Consider the following 17,867-nt stretch of genomic DNA (forward strand, 5'->3'; position numbering starts at 1 on the left):
GGAGTACCGCGATGATCCGCGCCGGACTGCCGCTGTTGGCCACCTGCCTGCTGCTCGGCGCCTGCCAGACCGAGCTCGAGGCGCCGCCCTATTCGCATCGCTACCAGGCCGTCACCGATGCCAACGGGCAGACCGTGCTGGTGGCCGATGCCTGTCGGCGGGTAGCCGACGCGGACGCTCCGCCCGATGAGCAGGCCCTGCTGCGCCTGGCGCCCGGCTGCGCCAACGCCGCCAATCTGCTGCAGATGGTCGAGCGCCGCGCCGATCTGCTGCAGGGCCGCCAGACCGGGCCGACCCTGGCCGCGCCGGTGGGGCGTGCGGCGCAGTCCTATCTGGAAGGCTACGAAACCGACGAGAAGCGTCGGCGCCGCCAGGAACAGCAGGCGCAGAGCGCCACCGGAGGCGGGCAATGAACTCAGCGCTCGTCGGCCAGCCCCAGGGCCCGGGCGCGTTCGGCCGCATCCTCGATGGCGGCGATGCGCCTGGCTTCGGCGATCAACGCCTGGCGCTGGGCGGCGTTGGTGTCGTCCAGGCGCACCTTGGCCAGTTCGCCGTTCTGCCCGGCCAGCACCCGGATCAGCAGCACGTTGCGCTGCTGCCGCGCTTGCGCGGCGGGCTCGCGGTCCAGGCCGTCGATCTCCTCGAGGGCCGCCTGGGTCTGGCCGTTGAGGGCGTAGGCCAGGGCCAGGTTGCTGCGTGCGTCGAGGTCGTCGGGGCTGAGCAGGCGTGCCCGGGCGAAGGCGCGCTGCATGGCCGCGGTATTGCCCAGCAGGGCCTCGGCGACACCCAGGCGGTTGAACACCCGGGCATCGTCGCGCAGGCTCTCGGCGGCTGCGCCGAGCAGCGGCTGGGCCCGCTCCGGGTAGCCCAGGCGCAATTGCGCGGTGCCCAGGCCGAGCAGGCCCTGGGGGGTGTCCGGCTGCAGCGCCAGGGCCTTGCGATAGGCCTGTTCGGCGCCCGCGGCGTCGCCGCTGTCCAGGCGCGCGCGACCCAGCTGGTGCCAGGCCTCGAACCCCGCGCCGGGTTGTTCGGCGGCCCGCTGGTAGAGGGTCGCGGCGGTGCCGCTGTCGCCCCGCGCATCGACGTCCGCGGCCAGCTTCATCAGGCGCTGGTAGGCGTCGTCGCCGACCGCCGTGGTGGAAGGAGCGGTACTGCTGCAAGCACTGCCGAGGGCGAGGCTGGCGAGCAGCAACAGGCGGCTGACGGGGGTATGTGGCAAAGGTTGAGCTCCTGGGTTGAACCGGCATGTGCGGGCCATTCTATCGGTCTGCCCGGATCGCGGTATGTGGCCTGGTTGAGAAATCTTGTGATTTTTCCGCGGCGCCTGTTGTTTCCGCGTCGCGGCTGCCCCGATAGTGGCGGCGTCAGGCGTTCGCTGCTGTTGGCGGCGTTGCTGCTGGCCGGCAGTGCGAGTGTGGCACGCGCCGAGGTGCAGGCCGACTGGTACACGCAGCCCTATGCCTATGTGGTGATCAATCAGGATCTGCGCGGCGCCCTGGAAGCCTTCGGCCGCAACCTCGGCCTGCCGATGGCGATCTCGCCCAGGGTCAAGGGGCGCGCCCAGAGCAACCTGCGTGGCGACAGTGCCGGCGAGTTCCTCGAGGCGCTGTGCGGCAGCAGCGGCCTGACCTGGTTTTTCGATGGCAACATGCTGCACGTGAACAGCGAGGAGGAGATCGAGATCCGCCAGTTCGAGCCCGGCGGCTTCCAACTCGAGGAACTGCAGAGCTCGCTGGATGAACTCGGGGTGTCGGGCAAGCACCTGTCCCTGCGCAGCAGTTTCCACGGCGATGGCCTGTTGATTTCCGGACCGCCGCCCTACATGGCGCTGGTCCAGCAACGGATCGATCGGTTGCAGCGGCCCGTCGCCGCTGAGCCGGTGGTGGTGCGCGAGCGCGGTGTACGGGTGTTTCGCGGCAGTGCCGGTATCCAGGTGGTCAAGGACACTCCTGCCGAATAGGGGAGGAGAGCTGCAAGCGAAGTCTTCGTGGATGGCCGGAAGGGGTCGTTCACCCGTTTCCGATAACCCAGGTAGCAACAAACCAGTAGGAGAATCCCCATGGCAGTCGGCTCAGTAGATGGTAACGGCAACGCGCAGAACACTCCCGAGGCCGAGTTCGATGCGGCGCTGGAAAGCGCCCAGGCCGAAGAGCAACTGACCAACGACATGATCACCCAGGCGATCATCCTCGGCGGCCAGTTCATCGTCATGCCGAGGGCCCAGGAAATCCTCAAGGAAGCCACCGCGGACGACGAAGAATAAGGTCGGGGAACGGTCATGACAGCGAGCGCAGCAGTAGCGACAGCGGTACCGTCAGCCGCCGGGCCGGACATGGCCCAGGCGTCGCAGAACCTGTTCGAGCACATGGCGAACAACGCCAAGGGCATGCCCCAGGGCGCCAGCCCGAACCAGATCGGCGAAAACCTGATGGAGCGCCTCAACGGCTTCATCGACCGCTCCCGCGGCTTTTCCGAAAAGGCCGCGGTGGATCGCGTTACGCCCTACGCCAGCGCATCTCCGGTGGAGAAGGGCGCCGGCGTGGAACCGGGCAAGGTCAACGAGGCGCAGATCGATCGCCTGGTCGGTTCGCTGAGCCGGGTGTTCGACTATTCCATCGAGACCCAGATGGTGGTGCGCGGCGCCACGCAGATTTCCGGCTCCGCCAATACCTTGCTCAGGGGCCAGTGACCGATGCGCGTCCTGGCCCTGATCCCGGTTCTGCTCCTGGTCGCGTTGTTGCAGGGCTGTGACGGCACCGCCCTGTACACCAACCTCAGCGAGCGCGAAGCCAACGGCATGGTCGCCGCGCTGCTGCGCGAGGGCATCGCCGCCCAGCGCAAGGTGCAGGAGGACGGGCGCATCACCGTCAGCGTGCCGGAGTCGCGCCTGCCCGAGGCGGTCGCCCTGCTCGACGAGGCCGGCCTGCCGCAGCAGCAGTTTTCCAACATGGGCGAGGTGTTCAAGAACAACGGCCTGGTGTCCTCGCCGGTGCAGGAGCGGGCGCAGATGGTCTACGCCCTGAGCGAGGAACTGTCGCATACCGTGTCGCAGATCGATGGCGTGCTGTCGGCCCGGGTGCACGTGGTGCTGCCCGACAACGACCTGCTCAAGCGGGTGATTTCACCCTCTTCGGCCTCGGTGCTGATCCGCTACGAGCCGGACACCGACGTCGACCAACTGATTCCACAGATCAAGACCCTGGTCGCCAACAGCATTTCCGGCCTGGGCTACGAAGGGGTCTCGGTGACCGCGATCAAGGCGGCGATGCGCAGCGTGCGCGACGACGCCCGTCCGCCCCTGAGCTCCTTTCTCGGCATGTGGATGCTCGACGCCAGCGTGGCACGGGCCCGCCTGCTGTTCTTCGGCGGGCTGCTCCTGCTGCTGGGCATGGGCGGCGCCCTCGGCTGGTACCTGTGGCGCGAACGCCAGGGCCAGGCCACCTACCTGCTGAAGGAAAACCCATGAGCCAGGGGCTGCGCCAGGCATGGCGCGCGCAACTGGCGCAACCGCTGCAGTTCGTGCGTGACGAATGCATCGAGGCGGGCCTGCTCGGCGCGGTGAACGGTGAGCAGGTCGCCGCGCTGCTGCGCCAACCACGGTTCCAGGGGCGTATCGGCGAACTGCTGGCGTCCTACTACGGCTTGCTGCCCCTGGCCGAGGCGGGCGACCAGGTCGAGGACGCCGATCTCGCCGTGCTGTTGCTGCCGCCCGAGCGTTTCGCCCGCCTGCCGCTGTTCTGCGGTGCCTGCTGGCACGCGACGGCGTTGTCGCGGGAAATCCGCGGCAGTGTGGTGCAGGCGCTCAAGGCGCGTCTCGGCAACGAGGTCTTCGCTTTCGCCGTCACCCAGCGCGAGGCCTTCGCTGGCGGCGATGCGCGGCTGCAGGGCGATGCGCTGCTGGCGGCGATCGAGGAGGACGGCGAGGCCTGTGTGAGTGCCTGGCTCGACGCCCAGGCGCCGGCGCTGCAGGCCTGGCTGCGCCTGCGTTTCGAGGTGCCGGCGCGGTTGGCGGAAGGCCCGCCGTCCGCGCCGCAACTGGTTCGCCGGGTGGCGGCGCAACTGCCGGGCAGCGCTGTCGAGGGCGCCGCATGAGCGCGCTGCCGGGCAAACCCGGACAGCGCATCCTGCGCGCCGAACAGGCCGAGCAGTGGATCGACGGCTATGCCTTCCTGCGTGCCGCGCAGGAAGAGGCCGAGCGCACCCGCGGCGAGCTCGCCGAGGTTCGCGCGCAGGCGCGCGGCGAAGGCTTCGACGCCGGGCGCGACGAGGGGCTGCGCCAGGCCAGCGAGCTGCTCGCGCGCACCTCGCTGCAGGTCGATGCCTACCTGGCCGGCCTGGAGACGCAGATGACCGATCTGGCCCTGGGCATCGCGCGCCAGGTGATCGGCGAGCTGGCCGACGACACCCGCCTGGCCCACTGCACCCGCCAGGCGCTGAACGCGTTCCGCCAGGAGCAGCGCCTGACCCTGCAGGTCGAGCCGACCCAGGTCGATGCCGTGCGCGCGCACCTGCTCGATCTCGGCGAGCGTCTGCAGGTCGAGGGCGACCCCGGGCTGGCGCCGGGGCAGGCGCGCCTGAGCAGCCCGCAGGCGAGCGTCGAGCTGGGCCTGGAGGCGCAACTGCAGGGGTTGCGTCAGGCGCTGCTGCCCGATCGCCTGGAGGTCGGCCCATGAACGCTTCCCTCGATGCCCTGCTGCCGACGCTCAGCGCCCGCCTCGGCGAGGCCCAGCCGCGACCGTTGCGCGGGCGTATCCGCAGTATCCGCGGCACCCTGATCCAGGCCAGCGTGGCCAACGTCGGCATCGGCGAACTGTGTCGTCTCAGCGACCCGGCCAGCGGCCGGGTGCTGAATGCCGAGGTGGTCGGTTTCGACGGTGACCAGGCCATTCTCGCGCCGGTCGGTTCCCTGGAAGGGCTGTCCACCCGCACCGAGATCGTCGCCACCGGCGAAAGCCAGGCGGTGCTGGTGGGCGATGCCCTGCTCGGCCGGGTCATCGGCCCGCTGGGCGATTGCCTGGATGGCGGCCCGGCGCCCACCGGCCTGCTGCGCTACCCGTTGCAGGCGGAGCCGCCCGCGCCCTTCACCCGGCAATTGATCGAACGGCCCATGCCCCTGGGCATCCGCGCCATCGACGGTCTGCTCACCGTGGCCCGTGGCCAGCGCCTGGGCATCTTCGGCGAACCCGGGGTGGGCAAGTCGTCGTTGCTGGCGAGCATCGTGCGGCGTAGCGAAGCCGAGGTCATCGTCATCGGCCTGATCGGCGAGCGTGGCCGCGAGGTGCGTGAGCTGCTCGACGTGCACCTCGGCGCCGAAGCGCGGGCGCGTACCGTGGCGGTGGTGGCGACCTCCGATCGCCCGGCCACCGAGCGGGTCAAGGCGGCGCTGGTGGCCACCGCCCAGGCGGAATACCACCGTGATCAGGGCCGCCACGTATTGCTCCTGCTCGACAGCCTGACCCGCTTCGCCCGGGCCCAGCGCGAGATCGGCCTGGCGATCGGTGAGCCGCCGACCCGGCGCGGTTATCCGCCGTCGCTGTTTTCCGCCCTGCCACGCTTGCTGGAGCGCTCCGGCCCGGCGGCCACGGGCAGCATCACCGCCCTGTACAGCGTGCTCACCGAGGGCGACGCCTCCCTCGATCCGGTCGCCGAGGAAGTGCGCTCGATCCTCGACGGCCACCTGGTGCTCAGCGCCGAGCTGGCCCAGCGCAACCACTTTCCCGCCATCGATGTGCTGCACAGCCGCAGCCGGTTGATGGATCGCGTGGTCGACCCCGAGCAGCGCCGCCTGGCCGGCCACCTGCGGGCGCTGATGGCGCGGCATGCCGAGATCGAACTGCTGCTGCGCACCGGCGACTACGTGGCCGGCAGCGATCCGCTGGCGGACGAGGCCATCGCCCGCCAGGCGCAGATCGAAGGCTTTCTGCGCCAGGACGCGGCCGAGCCGAGCTCGTTGGGCGATACCCTCGAGCGCCTGCGCCAGGTGCTGGCATGAGTGGCGCCACTGCACTGCGGCAACTCGACCAACTGCGGCGCCTGCGCGAGCGCCGCGCCGAGCTGCAACTGGGTAACTGGCAACAGCGGTGCCGCGAGGCGGGCGAGCGCGTCGCCCGGGCCCGGGCCGAGGCCGGCGCGGCGCTGGATCTGCTCGAAGGCGAAGCCAGGCAGTTGCAGGCGCTGCTCGCCGCCGGCGCGTTGCCGGTAGGCCGCTACCGCGCCGCCCTGGACCTGCTCGACGCGCTCGAGGCGCAGCGCGCGCGTCTGGCCTGCCATGCCGACGCCGTGGCCGCCGAGCTGAGCGGGCTGCAGTTGCAGCGTGACCAGGCACAGCAACACTGGTACCTGCGCCAGCGCCAGTGCGAGGCGCTGCAGCCCATGCTGCAACGCGCGGTTCGTGTGCAGCAGCGCGCTGCCGAGGCCGTCGAGGAGAGCCTGGGCGAAGACCGGCCGCGCATGCCGGGAGGGCAACAGCCATGACCTGTCACGCCACGCTAGCGCCTGCGGCGGTGCCGCCTTGCACCGCGTTGCAGCTGCCGCGCGTCGATCCCGAGCATATCGATCTGCACAATCGCCTGTTGCGTCGTCGCCAGGCCTGGCAGGGCCGCCTGGGCGAGCAGGCGCTGCGCCTCGAACTCGTCACCCCCGCGGCGGATGCCGACGGCGAATTCGAGCTGCCGCTGCTACTGGGGGAGGCGGCGGCCAGTGTGCGCCTCGAGCCGGCCCTGCTGCAGCGCCTGCTGGCCCCGCTGGCGCTGCAGCGTCCCTTCGCCAGCCTGCCCGCGCTGCTGCAGGGCGTGTTGCTGGAGCAGGCCCTGCTGCCGTTGCTGGAGCCCTTGGAAGCCGAGCTTGGCAACCAACTGACCCTCGTCGCCCGGGGGCAACCCTGCGCGTTGCGCATCGGCCTGCGCCTGACCCTGGACGAGCAGCCGCTCGGTAGCCTGACGCTGGCCCTGAGCACGGCGGCGGCCGAGCGTGTCGCCGAGCTGCTGGAGCGGCATCTGCCCGAGGCCGCCCATGGGCTGCCGGCCTTGCGCTTGCCGGTGCGCCTGGAAGCCGGTCGCCAGCACCTGAGCCTGGCCGAGCTGCGCAGCCTGAACCCCGGCGACGTAGTGATGCTCGACACGCCGCCGGCAGCGGACGCGCGGCTGAGCCTGGCCGAGCGTTGGCAGGCCCGGGTGCGCCGCGAGGACGACGGCCTGCGCCTGCTCGACGCCCTGAAACCGATCAATCCGACGAGGGAGAATGCCATGAGGCCAGACGCCGACGAGGGGCAACTGGACGACGTACCGCTGCAGGTGGTGTGTCAGCTCGGTAGCCTGGAACTGTCCCTGGCGCAATTGCGCGGGCTGGGCGAGGGCAGCGTGCTGCCGCTGCCGGAGCAGGACGGCGAGGTCGTCGAGCTGGTGGTCAACGGCCGCTGCGTCGGTCGCGGCGAGCTGGTGGCCATCGGCAGCGGCCTGGGTGTGCGCCTGACGCGCTTTGCCAGCCTATGACCGATTACCAGCCGAATCTGCTGGAAATCATCCTGGTCGTCACCACGATCGGGCTGATTCCCCTGGCGGTGGTGACGCTTACCGGCTTCCTGAAGATCTCCGTGGTGCTGTTTCTCATCCGCAACGCCCTGGGCGTGCAGCAGACGCCGCCGAACCTGGTGCTCTACGGCATCGCCCTGATCCTCGCGGTGTACGTCACCACGCCGCTGATCGGCGAGATGTACCGCGAGGTGGAGGGGCGTTCGATCAACCTGCAGAACACCGAGGAGCTGCGCGATCTCGGCGATGCGCTGCGCACGCCGCTGCAGACGCACCTGTCGCGCTTCGCCAATCCCTCCGAGCGCGAGTTCTTCGTCCAGGCCACGGAAAGCGTGTGGTCGGAGCAGGCCCGCGCCGAGCTGCGCAACGACGACCTGGTGGTGCTGATACCCGCCTTCGTCAGTTCCGAGCTGACCCGCGCCTTCGAGATCGGCTTCCTGCTGTACATCCCCTTCCTGGTGATCGACTTGCTGGTGGCCAACGTGCTGATGGCCATGGGCATGATGATGGTCTCGCCGACCCTGATCTCGATTCCCCTGAAGATATTCCTGTTCGTCGCCGTCAGCGGCTGGTCGCGGCTGATGCACGGTCTGATCCTCAGTTACGGAGGCGGGTGAGCCATGGGCCAGGACGTGTTTCTTTCGCTGATGAAGCAGGCGCTGATGACGGTGCTGCTGCTCAGCGCCCCGGCGCTGGGCGTGGCCATCCTCATCGGCCTCGGCGTGGGCCTGTTGCAGGCGCTGACGCAGATCCAGGACCAGACCCTGCCGCAGGCGGTCAAGCTGGTCGCGGTGATGCTGGTGCTGATTCTCGTCGGGCCTTTGCTGGCGGCCCAGGTGGCGGCGCTGGCCGGCCACGTGCTGGACAACTTCCCCGCCTGGACGCGCTAGTTCCATGGATGCCGAACTCGGCCTGAGCATCGCCGAGATCGCCTATCCGGTGATCAGCGCGGCGGCGCTGGCGGTGTGCCGGGCGCTGGGCCTGGTGATGATCACCCCGGCGTTCAACCGCCTGGGCCTGACCGGGATGCTGCGCAGTTGCGTGGCGGTGGCGATTTCCACGCCGATGTTCCTGCCGACCTTTTCCGCGCTGACCGCGCTGCAGGACTACGGCAGCCTGTTTCTCGCCGGCTTGATGATCAAGGAATTCCTCATCGGGGTCACCGTCGGGCTGCTGTTCGGCATCCCGTTCTGGGCCGCCGAGGTCGCCGGCGAGCTGGTCGACCTGCAGCGCGGCTCGACCATGGCGCAACTGGTCGATCCCTCCGGCGCCGGCGAGGCGGGGGTCACCGCGACCCTGCTCAGCGTCACCCTGATCACCCTGTTCTTCATGTCCGGTGGTTTCATCCTGATGGTCGACGGCTTCTACCACAGCTATCAGTTGTGGCCGGTCACCGACTTCACGCCGCTGATCGCGGTCTCGGCGCTGGATGCGGTGCTGGCGATCCTCGACCAGGTGATGCGCATCGGCGTGTTGATGGTGGCGCCGCTGATCATCGCCCTGCTGGTGGCCGACATGATGCTCGCCTACCTGTCGCGGATGGCGCCGCAGATGAATATCTTCGACCTGTCGCTGTCGGTGAAGAACCTGATCTTCACCTTTCTCATGGTCATCTACTGCGGCTTCCTGATCCCGCTGATGCTCGAGCAACTGGCCGAGTTCCGCGGCACCGTCGAGGTGCTCAAGACCCTCTCCGGCTTTGGTGAGCCCTAGTGGCGGGCAATAGCGGCAGCGAGGAGAAATCCCAGCCGGCCTCCGACAAGAAGCTGCGCGAGGCCCGGGAAAAGGGCCAGGTGTCGAAGAGCCAGGACATGGTCTCGGCGGTGGTGCTACTCGGCTGCACGGTGTGCATCGCCTTCCTCGCCACGGTCGCCGAAGCGCGGGTGCGCGCCCTGCTGGAGCTGGCCGCGACCATCTACGTCGAACCCTTCGCCACGGTCTGGCCACGGCTGCTCGACGGCGCCCAGCAGGTGTTGCTGCGCACCGCGCTGCCGATCCTCGGGGTGACCGTGGCCTGCGTCATCCTGACCAATATCGTGACCATGCGCGGCGTGCTGTTCTCCGGCGAACCGATCAAGCCGGACATCAGCCGCATCGACCCGATCCAGGGCGCCAAGCGCATCTTCTCCATGCGCAACCTGGTGGAGTTCCTCAAGGGCGTGTTCAAGGTGCTGGTGCTGTCGATCGCCTTCTACGTGGTCGGGCGCATCGCCCTGCAGGCGCTGATGGAATCCTCGCGCTGCGGCGCCGGCTGCATCGAGTCGGTGTTCTTCCTGTTGCTCAAGCCACTGGTGGCCACGGTGGTGGTGACCTACCTGGTGATCGGCGTGGTCGACGTGCTCATGCAGCGCTGGCTGTTCCAGCGCGAGATGCGCATGACCCGCAGCGAGCAGAAACGCGAACGCAAGGACGTCGATGGCGACCCGCTGATCAAGCGTGAACGCCAGCGCCAGCGCCGCGAGATGCAGACCCTGAGCAGCCGCCGCGTGGGCCTCGCGCACGCCACCCTGATGATCGGCGTGGAAGGCGGCTGGCTGATCGGCGTGCGCTACGTGCGTGGCGAAACCCCGGTGCCGGTGGTGGTGTGCAGCGCGGCGGCGGCCGACTCGGGGGCGTTGCTGGCGCAGTCGCTGGCCCTGGGCCTGCCGCGCAGCGCCGATGCCACCCTGGCCGCGGCGATCGCCAAGCGCGCGGTGATCGGCGAGCCGATCCCGGCCAACACTTTCCAGTCGGTGGCCGATGCCCTGGTGGCGGCGCGGCTGATCTGAGCGGCGCCGGCCATGGCGGGCCGCGCCAGCGAAGACGCCGTGGCCATCGCACAAAGCGTGTCACGGCCAGCAATCGCCGCGGGGTCGCGGCTCCCACAGGGCCAGGGCGAACCGCCGTTTTGCGGGCCAAACGCTTAACGGACTGGCCTTCGGGCTTGCGGCGCAAGGATGATTTTTTCGACCATTCGCGTCGAGGGGGCGGGTGCCGCCTGTACCCGGCTGCCTGGCGGACCGTCAGGATCTGTCGTGGTGGCCGCCGTCCACCGACGATGTCCCGGTCTGTTTCCGCTCAGCGCAGCTTTTGCAGCAGCGGTTGTGGGCGTACCACTTCGCTGTGGGCGCGCGGCGAGCGCTCGCGGTAGGGGCCGAGGCCGAGGGCGGCCAGGGTCAGCTCCAGGCCCAGCGACTGATTGCCATCGGTGGAACAGGCCCAGGTCAGGGCCGAGCGGATGGTGTCGCTTTCCGCGCCGTAGAGGGTCTTCCAGGCGTCCGGGGCCACGGCGTCGAGCTGGCAGGCCGCCTTCTTCACCACGGCCAGGGCATAGGCCGCGTGGCGCGCCACGATGCGCTGGGTGCTGCCGGTCGCCTCGAGTTTTTCCAGGGCGTAGAGGCGCTCGGTCTTGGACATCCGGTAGTACTTGAGGCCATCGTCCTTGTGTGCGATGAGCAGCGACTTGTCCACCAGGCTTTCGATCAGCGGCAGGGGGTCTCCGGTGAATTGCGCATCGCCTTCGACGATGGCGCGCACGGCGTTGAGGGTGAAGGTGCCGTTGAAGATCGACACCAGGCGCAACATGGCCTGCTCGGCCGGTTGCAGGGTCCGGTACGACCAGTCGAGGGTGGCGCGCAGCGAACGATGCCTCGGCGGCGCCGTGCGCCGGCCTTCCATCTGCAGGCGGAAGTCGCCGTCGAGCAGTTCGGCCAGCGGCGCCAGGCCGAAGGCGCTGACCCGGGTGGCGGCGATCTCGATATCCAGGGGGATGCCGTCGAGCTTGCGGCAGATGGCGATCACGTCGTCGACGTCGGCGTCGTTCAGGACGAAGGCGGTGTCATAGGCCTGCACCCGCTCGACGAACAGGGCGATGGCCGGGTAGGCGAGGGCCTGCCGGCTGTCCGGCCGTTCGTTCAGGCCCGGCAGTCGCAGCGGCTCCAGGCGCTCGACCTGCTCGCCTTCGGTGTGCAGCGGTTCCCGGCTGGTGGTGAGGATGGCGCACTCGGATGTCCACTTGAGCAGGGTTTCCACCACCTGTGCGGTGCGGTCCAGCGCCTGCTCGCAGTTATCCAGCACCAGCAACTGGCGACGTTGCTGCAGGTGGTGCACCACGTCGCGCAGCGGATCGTCGCCGCCGGGCTCGAGACCCAGGGCGGCGGCCAGGGCCAGGGGAATCTGCGCCTCGTCGGTCGCGGCGCTGAGGTCGACGAAGCAGGCGCCCTGGGGCAGCCGCTCTTCCAGTCGATTGGCCACGGCCAGGGCCACGGTGCTCTTGCCGATGCCGCCGGGGCCGACCAGCGATACCAGGCGTGCCTCCTGCAACTGTTCGCAGAGGTGCTGGATGATGCTGTCGCGTCCCAGTGGCTGAGTGATCAGGCTCGGCAGCGCCTGTTTGCGCTCGTCGAAGGCGACGGGTTGCAGCGGCGTCTCGCACGGTTCGGTGCGGGCGACGAAGCGGTAGCCGCGCCCCGGCACGGTGACGATGTATTCGAAGCCCTTTTCTTCCTCGCTGAGCACACGGCGCAGGGTGACGATCTGGGCGCGCAGGTTGCACTCCTCGACGATCACCTTGGGCCAGGCGCAGGCGATCAGTTCCGCCTTCTCCAGCAACTCGCCGGAGCGCGAGGCCATGGCGATCAGCAGGTCCAGGGCGCGGCTGCCGAGGTTGACCGGCTCACCGTGTTTGAGCAACAGGTGCTGGCGCGGGTAGAGGACGAACGAACCGAAGCGCAGGGCGCCGTCGGCGGCGACCGGAGGTCGCTCGAATGGCACTTTGCCCGGTGTGATGGAAGCGAGTGTGGTCGAGTACATGCCTATGGTCCCTCGAGGATTATGGTTGTTTTCGCAACGACATCGGCTGCGCGCATGGGCGCGGCAGCGGTGGAGTTGGAACCGGCTCGTCGTGCCGCCCGGTTGGCGGCCTGCTGACGGGACGGGCCATTGCGGCAGATTGGATAGGCAAGAAGAAATCCCCCAAACGTGTTTGTTGTTGTGTATCACCGCTTCGCTACAAAGCGGTGTCGATCAGAGGTATGGCCATGTAGTCGCAATTAGCGTGCCGCCCGGCGTGCGCTCGATCGGTTCGCTAACTGCTTGATTGTCAATGGCCGGTTTTGCGGGGAGGGGGAGCGACGTTCGGTATCTCGGATATCGACCGGGAAGGTGTTCGGAAATCCGTATGCCCGGAGGGCGAAAAAGGCGTTCAGCTGTGGCATGCCGTCACTCCTGATGTCGCTGAGGTGATTCGTTGCCGGCCTCGGCGAGAGACCAGGCGGCGTCCCGTGCTCCGTGAAGGGGCATGAGGCACTGTGAAAAGCTGCGAAATCCGTTGCGCTCGGGTTGTTGCATCGATACCGCGATTGCTTGAATGAAACAAATCGGGTGTATCGCCCGGGCCGCGTCGTTTCCCGGCCTACCCTCGCCCTGCCGGCACATGCAGATTTGCCATAGCCATTCTTTGGCTTACAAGGAGCGCATGCCGGTTTTGCGACCTTGTCCACCGATATGAGATGGAGTGCCAATTGCGATGAGCAAGATCGAAACTTCTGTCCCCGAACGCGTTCCCGGGCAGACCGGCAATGACGAGTTCGACGATCTGTTGCGCGAGGCGCAGAAGAAGGGCGGACAGCTCGATAAAGACGCCATCGCCGCCTACAAGGAGTACCGCGGCCCCTATCTGAACGGCAAGCCGCCGCTGGCGGAAAGCAACCACCGCTGGGAGGAGAAGGACATCGCCAACGTCGAGAGCGAATGGCTGTCGTCCAGTGGCCACCGCCTGATGCTGTGGGATGACCTGCTGCTGGTGACCATGAAGAACGGCGATCAGGTGCTCGTGCATGCCGGCGTCAATCCGCGCCTGCACCAGGTGGCCAAGCAGAAGATGGACGCTGGCGAGGTCCCGGGGGCGCCGGCCTGGACGGAGAAGAATCTGTCGGACGACCAGGAGAAGTGGCTCGGCCAGCGCGAGGCCGGAGGCTTCACCGTGGTCACCTCGCCGGATCAGATCCCCGAGCTGGGCGAACTGCGCTTCATCGAGGACGGCTACCTCGACCAGAGCGCCGCGGTGTATCACCCAGGCAATGGCTTTCAACTGACCGTCGACGATAGCGGTGCATATGGCGAGAACGATACGGCGCTATTCACCACTGCCGATGGCAAGAAGTATGCTGTTTCCAAGGAGTTGTCGCCGGAAGCCTACAAGAAGGTCAAGGAGCTCGGCAAAGCCCGCGACAAGATCGAGAACAAGCTCGACGACGGCGACTACAAGGTGATGAGCGCGCGCGACGATATTCCCGTGGTCACCGACGACACCAAGGTGGAAACCCTGGCGCCGGGCGTGAAGGCGGTGGAGACGCCGCGCCGTGGCAAGTTCATCGTCATCGAGAGCGTCACGCCCGAGCATTTCGCCAACCTCGACGGCACCCAGGTGGAGAAGCAGCAGGGCGCCGTGGACAAGGCCTTCGAGAAACGCGACCTGCCGCCGGCAAAAGACACCGATCTGATGCTGGCCGATACCAGCGAGACGAAAGACGGCAAGCCGAAATCCGTGGGCGAACTGTATTACGAAAAGCTCAAGGAGGAATACAAGGACAAGCCCGACGACTCCAAGGAGGCCAAGTACCTGCGCCTGCTCGAGGCGCGCGCCATGCTCAACGGCGGCTTCCAGTTCCTGCCTTACGTCACCCAGAACGGCGCCTTCAACAGCACCACCACCAGCTACGGCAAGGACCCCAAGGAGATGAGCCCGGCCGACATGCGCGGCCTGGTCGACGAGGGCAAGCTGGGTGAGGAACTGCTCGAGCTGATGACCGATCCGGATATCGCCGCCGACAACGACCGCCTGCTCAAGGACGCCATCGACAAGGTGGCAAACAAGGACGACTTCAAGGACAAGCTGGCCGAGACCCTGCGCGACGACGATTACAAGAAAGCCCTGGCGGAACTGGAAGAGACAAACCCCGAGGGCGCCGCGGCGCGCTATGCCTCCGACATGCAGTCGCTGAGCCTGCTCGACCCGGAGCTGGCGGCGCAGATCGATACCGAGTTCAAGTTCGGCATCCCCATCGAGCAGCTCAACGAGCTGTACAAGGACGGCATCGAGGGCGTGGGCGAGGAGAACGTCGAAAAGGCCACCACCGACATGGTCGCCACGCTGCTGACCACCATGATGACCTCGGTGCTGGGCACCAAGCGCGGCACCGATGTCTACAACTACTTCTTCGGTGGCGGCAAGGAAAAAGGGCAGACCAAGCCCGATCTGAGTGCCGACGAGCAGAAACTCGTCACCTCGGTGCAGAACGCCCGCGAGCCGCTGACTCAGCTACTCGAGGATAGCGCCAGGGCGAGCATCAACGACCCCTCGGGGCAGTCCGGCACGATCACCGCCGAGGAAATCGAGAAGGCCGTCGCCAAGGTGCCGCTGGCCGAACGCGACGGCGTGGCCGGCGTGCTCGGCAAGCTTGGCAAGACCGGGGTGCTGAGCTCCAGCGCCGGGTTGATCTCGATGGTCGCGGGCATCTACAAGCTGGCCGATGGCGGGCTCAATTTCGGCGAAACCCCGGCCGAGCGCATCGAAGCGGCGAAGAACTTCGTCACCACCATCAGCATGATCTCGCCGATGGCCACCATGGTCACCGGTGCCTACGAGGAGCTGTTCCGCAAACCGGGTGTCGCGGATTCCTTGGGATTGGGCAAGAGCCTCAAGGAAACCGTCTGGGACAAGCACTTCAAGCCCAAGAACGTAACGGAGTCCGAGTCCGTCGAGCTGAAGGAGATCCAGAAAAAGCTCGACAAACTGCCGGAGGCCGACTTCGGCAAGGAATTCACCGTCGAGAGTTTCTGGAGTGATTTCGACAGTAATACCCGCAGTTCGCGTCCAGCGGTCGAGGACCTGATCGAGCAACTGCCCCCGGAACAGCAGGAGCAGATGCGCAAGAGCCTGACCAGCGTTACCGACCGGAATCCGAGTCTGTCCAACGTCCCCGAGGCCGATCGCCTGCGCTGGGTCGGCGGGGCGCTGTCGACCATCGGCGGCATCGCCGACGTGGCCGGCGGAGTGCTTGACCTGGTGCTCGGCGGCATGGGCATCGACAAGCTGCGCAAGGAGGGCGGCACGCCCGAGCAATTCGCGGCCAAGAGTCTGCAACTGATCGGCGGCGTATCGGGGCTGGTGATGGGCGGCGCTGGACTGGCCGCCGCGATTGGCGTCGGCTCGGCGGCCGTTGCCGGGGTGGTGTCTGCGGCAGCCGGTGGGGTCGGTGCCGTGCTGGGTTTTATCAGCGCCATCATCAATGGAGTGGTCGCGCTGAAGAAAAGCGAGGAGACGGTCGAGAAGGTACGCGACTATTTCCGCGAGCTGGAGAAGGACGGCGTGCTCGAGAAGGAGTGGGGTGACAAGCTCAACTACCTGGTTCACATGAGCTACGAGTACAAGTACTACGAGGGCAAGTACGAGGATCGCTTCGACGCCTGGTACCCCGAGGACATCCCGGTGTGGGAGGCGCAGCCGGAGCACTTCAAGGAATTCACCGAGAAGGTCGACAAGGACAGGCGCATCGACGACGACTGGTTCAGCGACAACATGGAGGATCTGGTCACCTACAACAGCAAGTTCGACGCCGAGTTCTACCGCGAGAACAAGGACAAGATCGACCGTCTCGTCGACAACTGGGAACAGTGGCAGGGCAGCGACGATATCATCAGCGACAAGGACTTCAACAAGCTGCTCAGGGGCGACGACCGCTTCGACAACTCCAAGGAAGACATCGACGCCGTGCGCTTCCTCATGGATAACAAGGAGTTCTTCGAGTTTCTCGACACCATCCGCTTCCACCCCAACAACACCAAGGCCGATGGCAAGATCAGTCGCAAGGACGTCGACAAGTGGCTGGAGCAGGTGAGCTGATAGGGGGTTATGGCTGTTTCAAGGCGATAGCGGCCGGTCGGTGACTCGCGTTGAACCATGGATCACGGCCTTCGGCCCCGGATTACGCCTGCGGCTAATCCAGGCTACGTTCTACGGTCTTAAAGGCGCAAACGGCCATTAGTAGGGTGGACGACGCTTGCCTACGCGGCCCGATCCGTCCACCACTCTGCGATCGCAATGGTGGATGAAAAGAGCGTCATCCACCCTACGAGGTGAGCGGCCGCTTACGCCTTAATTGCGCCGAACCAGCAACACACCCGACTCCATATGGTGGGTATAGGGGAACTGGTCGAACAGGGCGCAGCGCTCGATGCGGTGGGTGCCGTGCAACTGGGCGATGTTCTGCGCCAGGGTTTCCGGGTTGCAGGAGATGTACAGGATACGCTCGAAACGGCGGGTCAGCTCGCAGGTGTCGGCGTCCATGCCGGCCCGTGGCGGGTCGACGAAGACGCTGCCGAAGTCGTAGCTCTGCAGGTCGATCTCGGCCAGGCGGCGAAATGGGCGCACCCCGTTGAGCGCTTCGGTCAGTTCCTCGGCGGACAGGCGCACCAGGCTGACGTTGTCGATCCCGTTGTCGGCCAGGTTGGCCAGGGCGGCGTTGACCGAGGTCTTGCTGATCTCGGTGGCCAGCACCTTGCGCACGCGGGTGGCCAGGGGCAGGGTGAAATTGCCGTTGCCGCAATACAGTTCCAGCAGATCGTCGTCACGCTGGCCCAGCGCCTCATGGGCCCAGCCGAGCATCTTCTGGCACACCTCGCCGTTGGGCTGGGTGAAGGCCCCCTCCGGCTGGCGGTAGCGGAAGGTACGCCCGGCCACCTGCAGTTCTTCCTCCACATAGGGACGGCCGACCACGATGCGCTTGCCGCGCGAGCGGCCGACCACGCTCACCTGCAGCTCCTCGGCCAGGAGCTCGGCCGCGGCTTCCCAGGCATCGTCCAGCGGCCGGTGGTAGCACAGGGTGATCAGCGCATCGCCGTTCAGGGTGGTAAGGAATTCGACCTGGAACAGCTTGAAACCCAGCGCCGGGCTGGCCTGCCAGGCGGCCTTGAGGCGCGGCATCAGCGCGTTGATGCGCAGGCTGGCGATGGGGAAATCGTCGAAGAAGATCGGGCTGTGCTTGTCACCGGCCTCGAACATCGCATAGTGGCGGTTCTCACTACCGGCTTCGCGCCACAGGCGGAACTCGGTACGCAGGCGATAGTACTCGCGCGGCGACTCGAAGACCTCGGGCTGCGGCGCGGCGAACGGCGCGAGCAGTTCGACCAGGCGCGCCTGCTTCTCGGCGAGTTGGGCGTCGTAGGTGGCGGGGTCGAATGCGGGGCGGCTCATCGGTCACTCGTGCGGCAGGAAAACGGGGCGCCATTGTAGCGATTCCGTTGCCAGAGTGCCGTCACCGTCGATCATCGGTGCCACGGGACGCGGAGCGTCCGGGG

The 17,867-nt window shown here is 67.2% G+C and carries 18 protein-coding genes; 15 read left to right on the forward strand and 3 right to left on the reverse strand.

The window, feature by feature from the left end; all coding sequences use genetic code 11:
- Positions 1 to 11: 11 nt before the first annotated feature.
- Positions 12 to 413: a hypothetical protein gene (locus DNK34_RS07930; protein ID WP_242675193.1), complete on the forward strand. Its 402-nt coding sequence runs from the start codon at positions 12 to 14 to the stop codon at positions 411 to 413.
- A gap of 2 nt (positions 414 to 415) precedes the next feature.
- Here DNK34_RS07930 and DNK34_RS07935 read toward each other — a convergent pair whose 3' ends face one another.
- Positions 416 to 1,219 carry a tetratricopeptide repeat protein gene (locus DNK34_RS07935; RefSeq protein ID WP_242675292.1) on the reverse strand — a complete coding sequence of 268 codons (804 nt, stop codon included), beginning with the start codon at positions 1,217 to 1,219 and terminating at the stop codon, positions 416 to 418.
- An 87-nt stretch (positions 1,220 to 1,306) separates the two neighbouring features.
- Between DNK34_RS07935 and DNK34_RS07940 the strand changes: the two genes are divergently transcribed.
- The 13 genes from DNK34_RS07940 to DNK34_RS08000 all read left to right on the forward strand — a co-directional run bounded on the left by DNK34_RS07940 (position 1,307) and on the right by DNK34_RS08000 (position 10,297).
- Positions 1,307 to 1,960 (forward strand): type III secretion protein, encoded by a 654-nt coding sequence (locus DNK34_RS07940; protein ID WP_242675195.1) that lies wholly within the window; start codon positions 1,307 to 1,309, stop codon positions 1,958 to 1,960.
- 99 nt (positions 1,961 to 2,059) lie between these two features.
- The gene (locus DNK34_RS07945; protein WP_131173271.1) at positions 2,060 to 2,263 is read left to right on the forward strand and encodes a hypothetical protein; all 204 of its coding nucleotides are present in this window, start codon (positions 2,060 to 2,062) and stop codon (positions 2,261 to 2,263) included.
- A gap of 102 nt (positions 2,264 to 2,365) precedes the next feature.
- Entirely contained in the window at positions 2,366 to 2,689 is a 324-nt protein-coding gene (locus DNK34_RS07950; RefSeq protein WP_207390796.1) for a hypothetical protein, read from the forward strand.
- Between the two features lie 3 nt (positions 2,690 to 2,692).
- Positions 2,693 to 3,466 carry a type III secretion system inner membrane ring lipoprotein SctJ gene (sctJ, locus tag DNK34_RS07955; RefSeq protein ID WP_131173269.1) on the forward strand — a complete coding sequence of 258 codons (774 nt, stop codon included), beginning with the start codon at positions 2,693 to 2,695 and terminating at the stop codon, positions 3,464 to 3,466.
- Entirely contained in the window at positions 3,463 to 4,092 is a 630-nt protein-coding gene (locus tag DNK34_RS07960) for a type III secretion protein (protein WP_131173268.1), read from the forward strand. Before sctJ ends, DNK34_RS07960 begins: the two co-directional genes overlap by 4 nt.
- A complete protein-coding gene (sctL, locus tag DNK34_RS07965) occupies positions 4,089 to 4,673 on the forward strand; it encodes a type III secretion system stator protein SctL (RefSeq protein ID WP_131173267.1) in 585 nt (194 codons plus the stop codon). The genes DNK34_RS07960 and sctL overlap by 4 nt, the downstream gene beginning before the upstream one ends.
- Complete coding sequence (locus DNK34_RS07970) at positions 4,670 to 5,992, forward strand: FliI/YscN family ATPase (protein ID WP_131173266.1); 1,323 nt, start codon at positions 4,670 to 4,672, stop codon at positions 5,990 to 5,992. Before sctL ends, DNK34_RS07970 begins: the two co-directional genes overlap by 4 nt.
- Positions 5,989 to 6,474: a hypothetical protein gene (locus DNK34_RS07975; protein WP_131173265.1), complete on the forward strand. Its 486-nt coding sequence runs from the start codon at positions 5,989 to 5,991 to the stop codon at positions 6,472 to 6,474. The genes DNK34_RS07970 and DNK34_RS07975 overlap by 4 nt, the downstream gene beginning before the upstream one ends.
- Positions 6,471 to 7,490, forward strand: coding sequence for a type III secretion system cytoplasmic ring protein SctQ (sctQ, locus tag DNK34_RS07980; RefSeq protein WP_131173264.1), 1,020 nt, complete (start codon positions 6,471 to 6,473; stop codon positions 7,488 to 7,490). The genes DNK34_RS07975 and sctQ overlap by 4 nt, the downstream gene beginning before the upstream one ends.
- Entirely contained in the window at positions 7,487 to 8,146 is a 660-nt protein-coding gene (sctR, locus tag DNK34_RS07985; protein ID WP_131173263.1) for a type III secretion system export apparatus subunit SctR, read from the forward strand. The genes sctQ and sctR overlap by 4 nt, the downstream gene beginning before the upstream one ends.
- Positions 8,147 to 8,149: 3 nt before the next feature.
- Positions 8,150 to 8,419 carry an EscS/YscS/HrcS family type III secretion system export apparatus protein gene (locus DNK34_RS07990; protein ID WP_131173262.1) on the forward strand — a complete coding sequence of 90 codons (270 nt, stop codon included), beginning with the start codon at positions 8,150 to 8,152 and terminating at the stop codon, positions 8,417 to 8,419.
- Between the two features lie 4 nt (positions 8,420 to 8,423).
- On the forward strand, positions 8,424 to 9,242 hold the full coding sequence (gene sctT / locus DNK34_RS07995; RefSeq protein WP_131173261.1) for a type III secretion system export apparatus subunit SctT: 819 nt from the start codon (positions 8,424 to 8,426) through the stop codon (positions 9,240 to 9,242).
- A complete protein-coding gene (locus tag DNK34_RS08000) occupies positions 9,242 to 10,297 on the forward strand; it encodes an EscU/YscU/HrcU family type III secretion system export apparatus switch protein (protein WP_131173260.1) in 1,056 nt (351 codons plus the stop codon). The genes sctT and DNK34_RS08000 overlap by 1 nt, the downstream gene beginning before the upstream one ends.
- A 289-nt stretch (positions 10,298 to 10,586) precedes the next feature.
- Here the strand turns inward: DNK34_RS08000 and DNK34_RS08005 are convergent, their stop codons facing one another.
- Positions 10,587 to 12,320 (reverse strand): ATP-binding protein, encoded by a 1,734-nt coding sequence (locus tag DNK34_RS08005; RefSeq protein WP_131173259.1) that lies wholly within the window; start codon positions 12,318 to 12,320, stop codon positions 10,587 to 10,589.
- A 715-nt stretch (positions 12,321 to 13,035) separates the two neighbouring features.
- Between DNK34_RS08005 and DNK34_RS25400 the strand changes: the two genes are divergently transcribed.
- Complete coding sequence (locus DNK34_RS25400; RefSeq protein ID WP_165497278.1) at positions 13,036 to 16,413, forward strand: hypothetical protein; 3,378 nt, start codon at positions 13,036 to 13,038, stop codon at positions 16,411 to 16,413.
- Between the two features lie 252 nt (positions 16,414 to 16,665).
- Here the strand turns inward: DNK34_RS25400 and trmA are convergent, their stop codons facing one another.
- Entirely contained in the window at positions 16,666 to 17,763 is a 1,098-nt protein-coding gene (trmA, locus tag DNK34_RS08015) for a tRNA (uridine(54)-C5)-methyltransferase TrmA (RefSeq protein ID WP_131173258.1), read from the reverse strand.
- Positions 17,764 to 17,867: the final 104 nt, after the last annotated feature.

The organism is Phytopseudomonas dryadis (assembly GCF_004327355.1).
In the GTDB taxonomy this organism is placed as follows: domain Bacteria; phylum Pseudomonadota; class Gammaproteobacteria; order Pseudomonadales; family Pseudomonadaceae; genus Aquipseudomonas; species Aquipseudomonas dryadis.

Bases quoted from the DNA above. Each gene is read 5' to 3' on its own strand.
- DNK34_RS07930 (WP_242675193.1), top strand. From the start codon at position 12: ATGATCCGCGCCGGACTGCCGCTGTTGGCCACCTGCCTGCTGCTCGGC.
- DNK34_RS07945 (WP_131173271.1), top strand. From the start codon at position 2,060: ATGGCAGTCGGCTCAGTAGATGGTAACGGCAACGCGCAGAACACTCCC.
- DNK34_RS07950 (WP_207390796.1), top strand. From the start codon at position 2,366: ATGGCGAACAACGCCAAGGGCATGCCCCAGGGCGCCAGCCCGAACCAG.
- sctJ (WP_131173269.1), top strand. From the start codon at position 2,693: ATGCGCGTCCTGGCCCTGATCCCGGTTCTGCTCCTGGTCGCGTTGTTG.
- DNK34_RS07960 (WP_131173268.1), top strand. From the start codon at position 3,463: ATGAGCCAGGGGCTGCGCCAGGCATGGCGCGCGCAACTGGCGCAACCG.
- sctL (WP_131173267.1), top strand. From the start codon at position 4,089: ATGAGCGCGCTGCCGGGCAAACCCGGACAGCGCATCCTGCGCGCCGAA.
- DNK34_RS07970 (WP_131173266.1), top strand. From the start codon at position 4,670: ATGAACGCTTCCCTCGATGCCCTGCTGCCGACGCTCAGCGCCCGCCTC.
- DNK34_RS07975 (WP_131173265.1), top strand. From the start codon at position 5,989: ATGAGTGGCGCCACTGCACTGCGGCAACTCGACCAACTGCGGCGCCTG.
- sctQ (WP_131173264.1), top strand. From the start codon at position 6,471: ATGACCTGTCACGCCACGCTAGCGCCTGCGGCGGTGCCGCCTTGCACC.
- sctR (WP_131173263.1), top strand. From the start codon at position 7,487: ATGACCGATTACCAGCCGAATCTGCTGGAAATCATCCTGGTCGTCACC.
- DNK34_RS07990 (WP_131173262.1), top strand. From the start codon at position 8,150: ATGGGCCAGGACGTGTTTCTTTCGCTGATGAAGCAGGCGCTGATGACG.
- sctT (WP_131173261.1), top strand. From the start codon at position 8,424: ATGGATGCCGAACTCGGCCTGAGCATCGCCGAGATCGCCTATCCGGTG.
- DNK34_RS08005 (WP_131173259.1), bottom strand. From the start codon at position 12,320: ATGTACTCGACCACACTCGCTTCCATCACACCGGGCAAAGTGCCATTC.
- DNK34_RS25400 (WP_165497278.1), top strand. From the start codon at position 13,036: ATGAGCAAGATCGAAACTTCTGTCCCCGAACGCGTTCCCGGGCAGACC.
- trmA (WP_131173258.1), bottom strand. From the start codon at position 17,763: ATGAGCCGCCCCGCATTCGACCCCGCCACCTACGACGCCCAACTCGCC.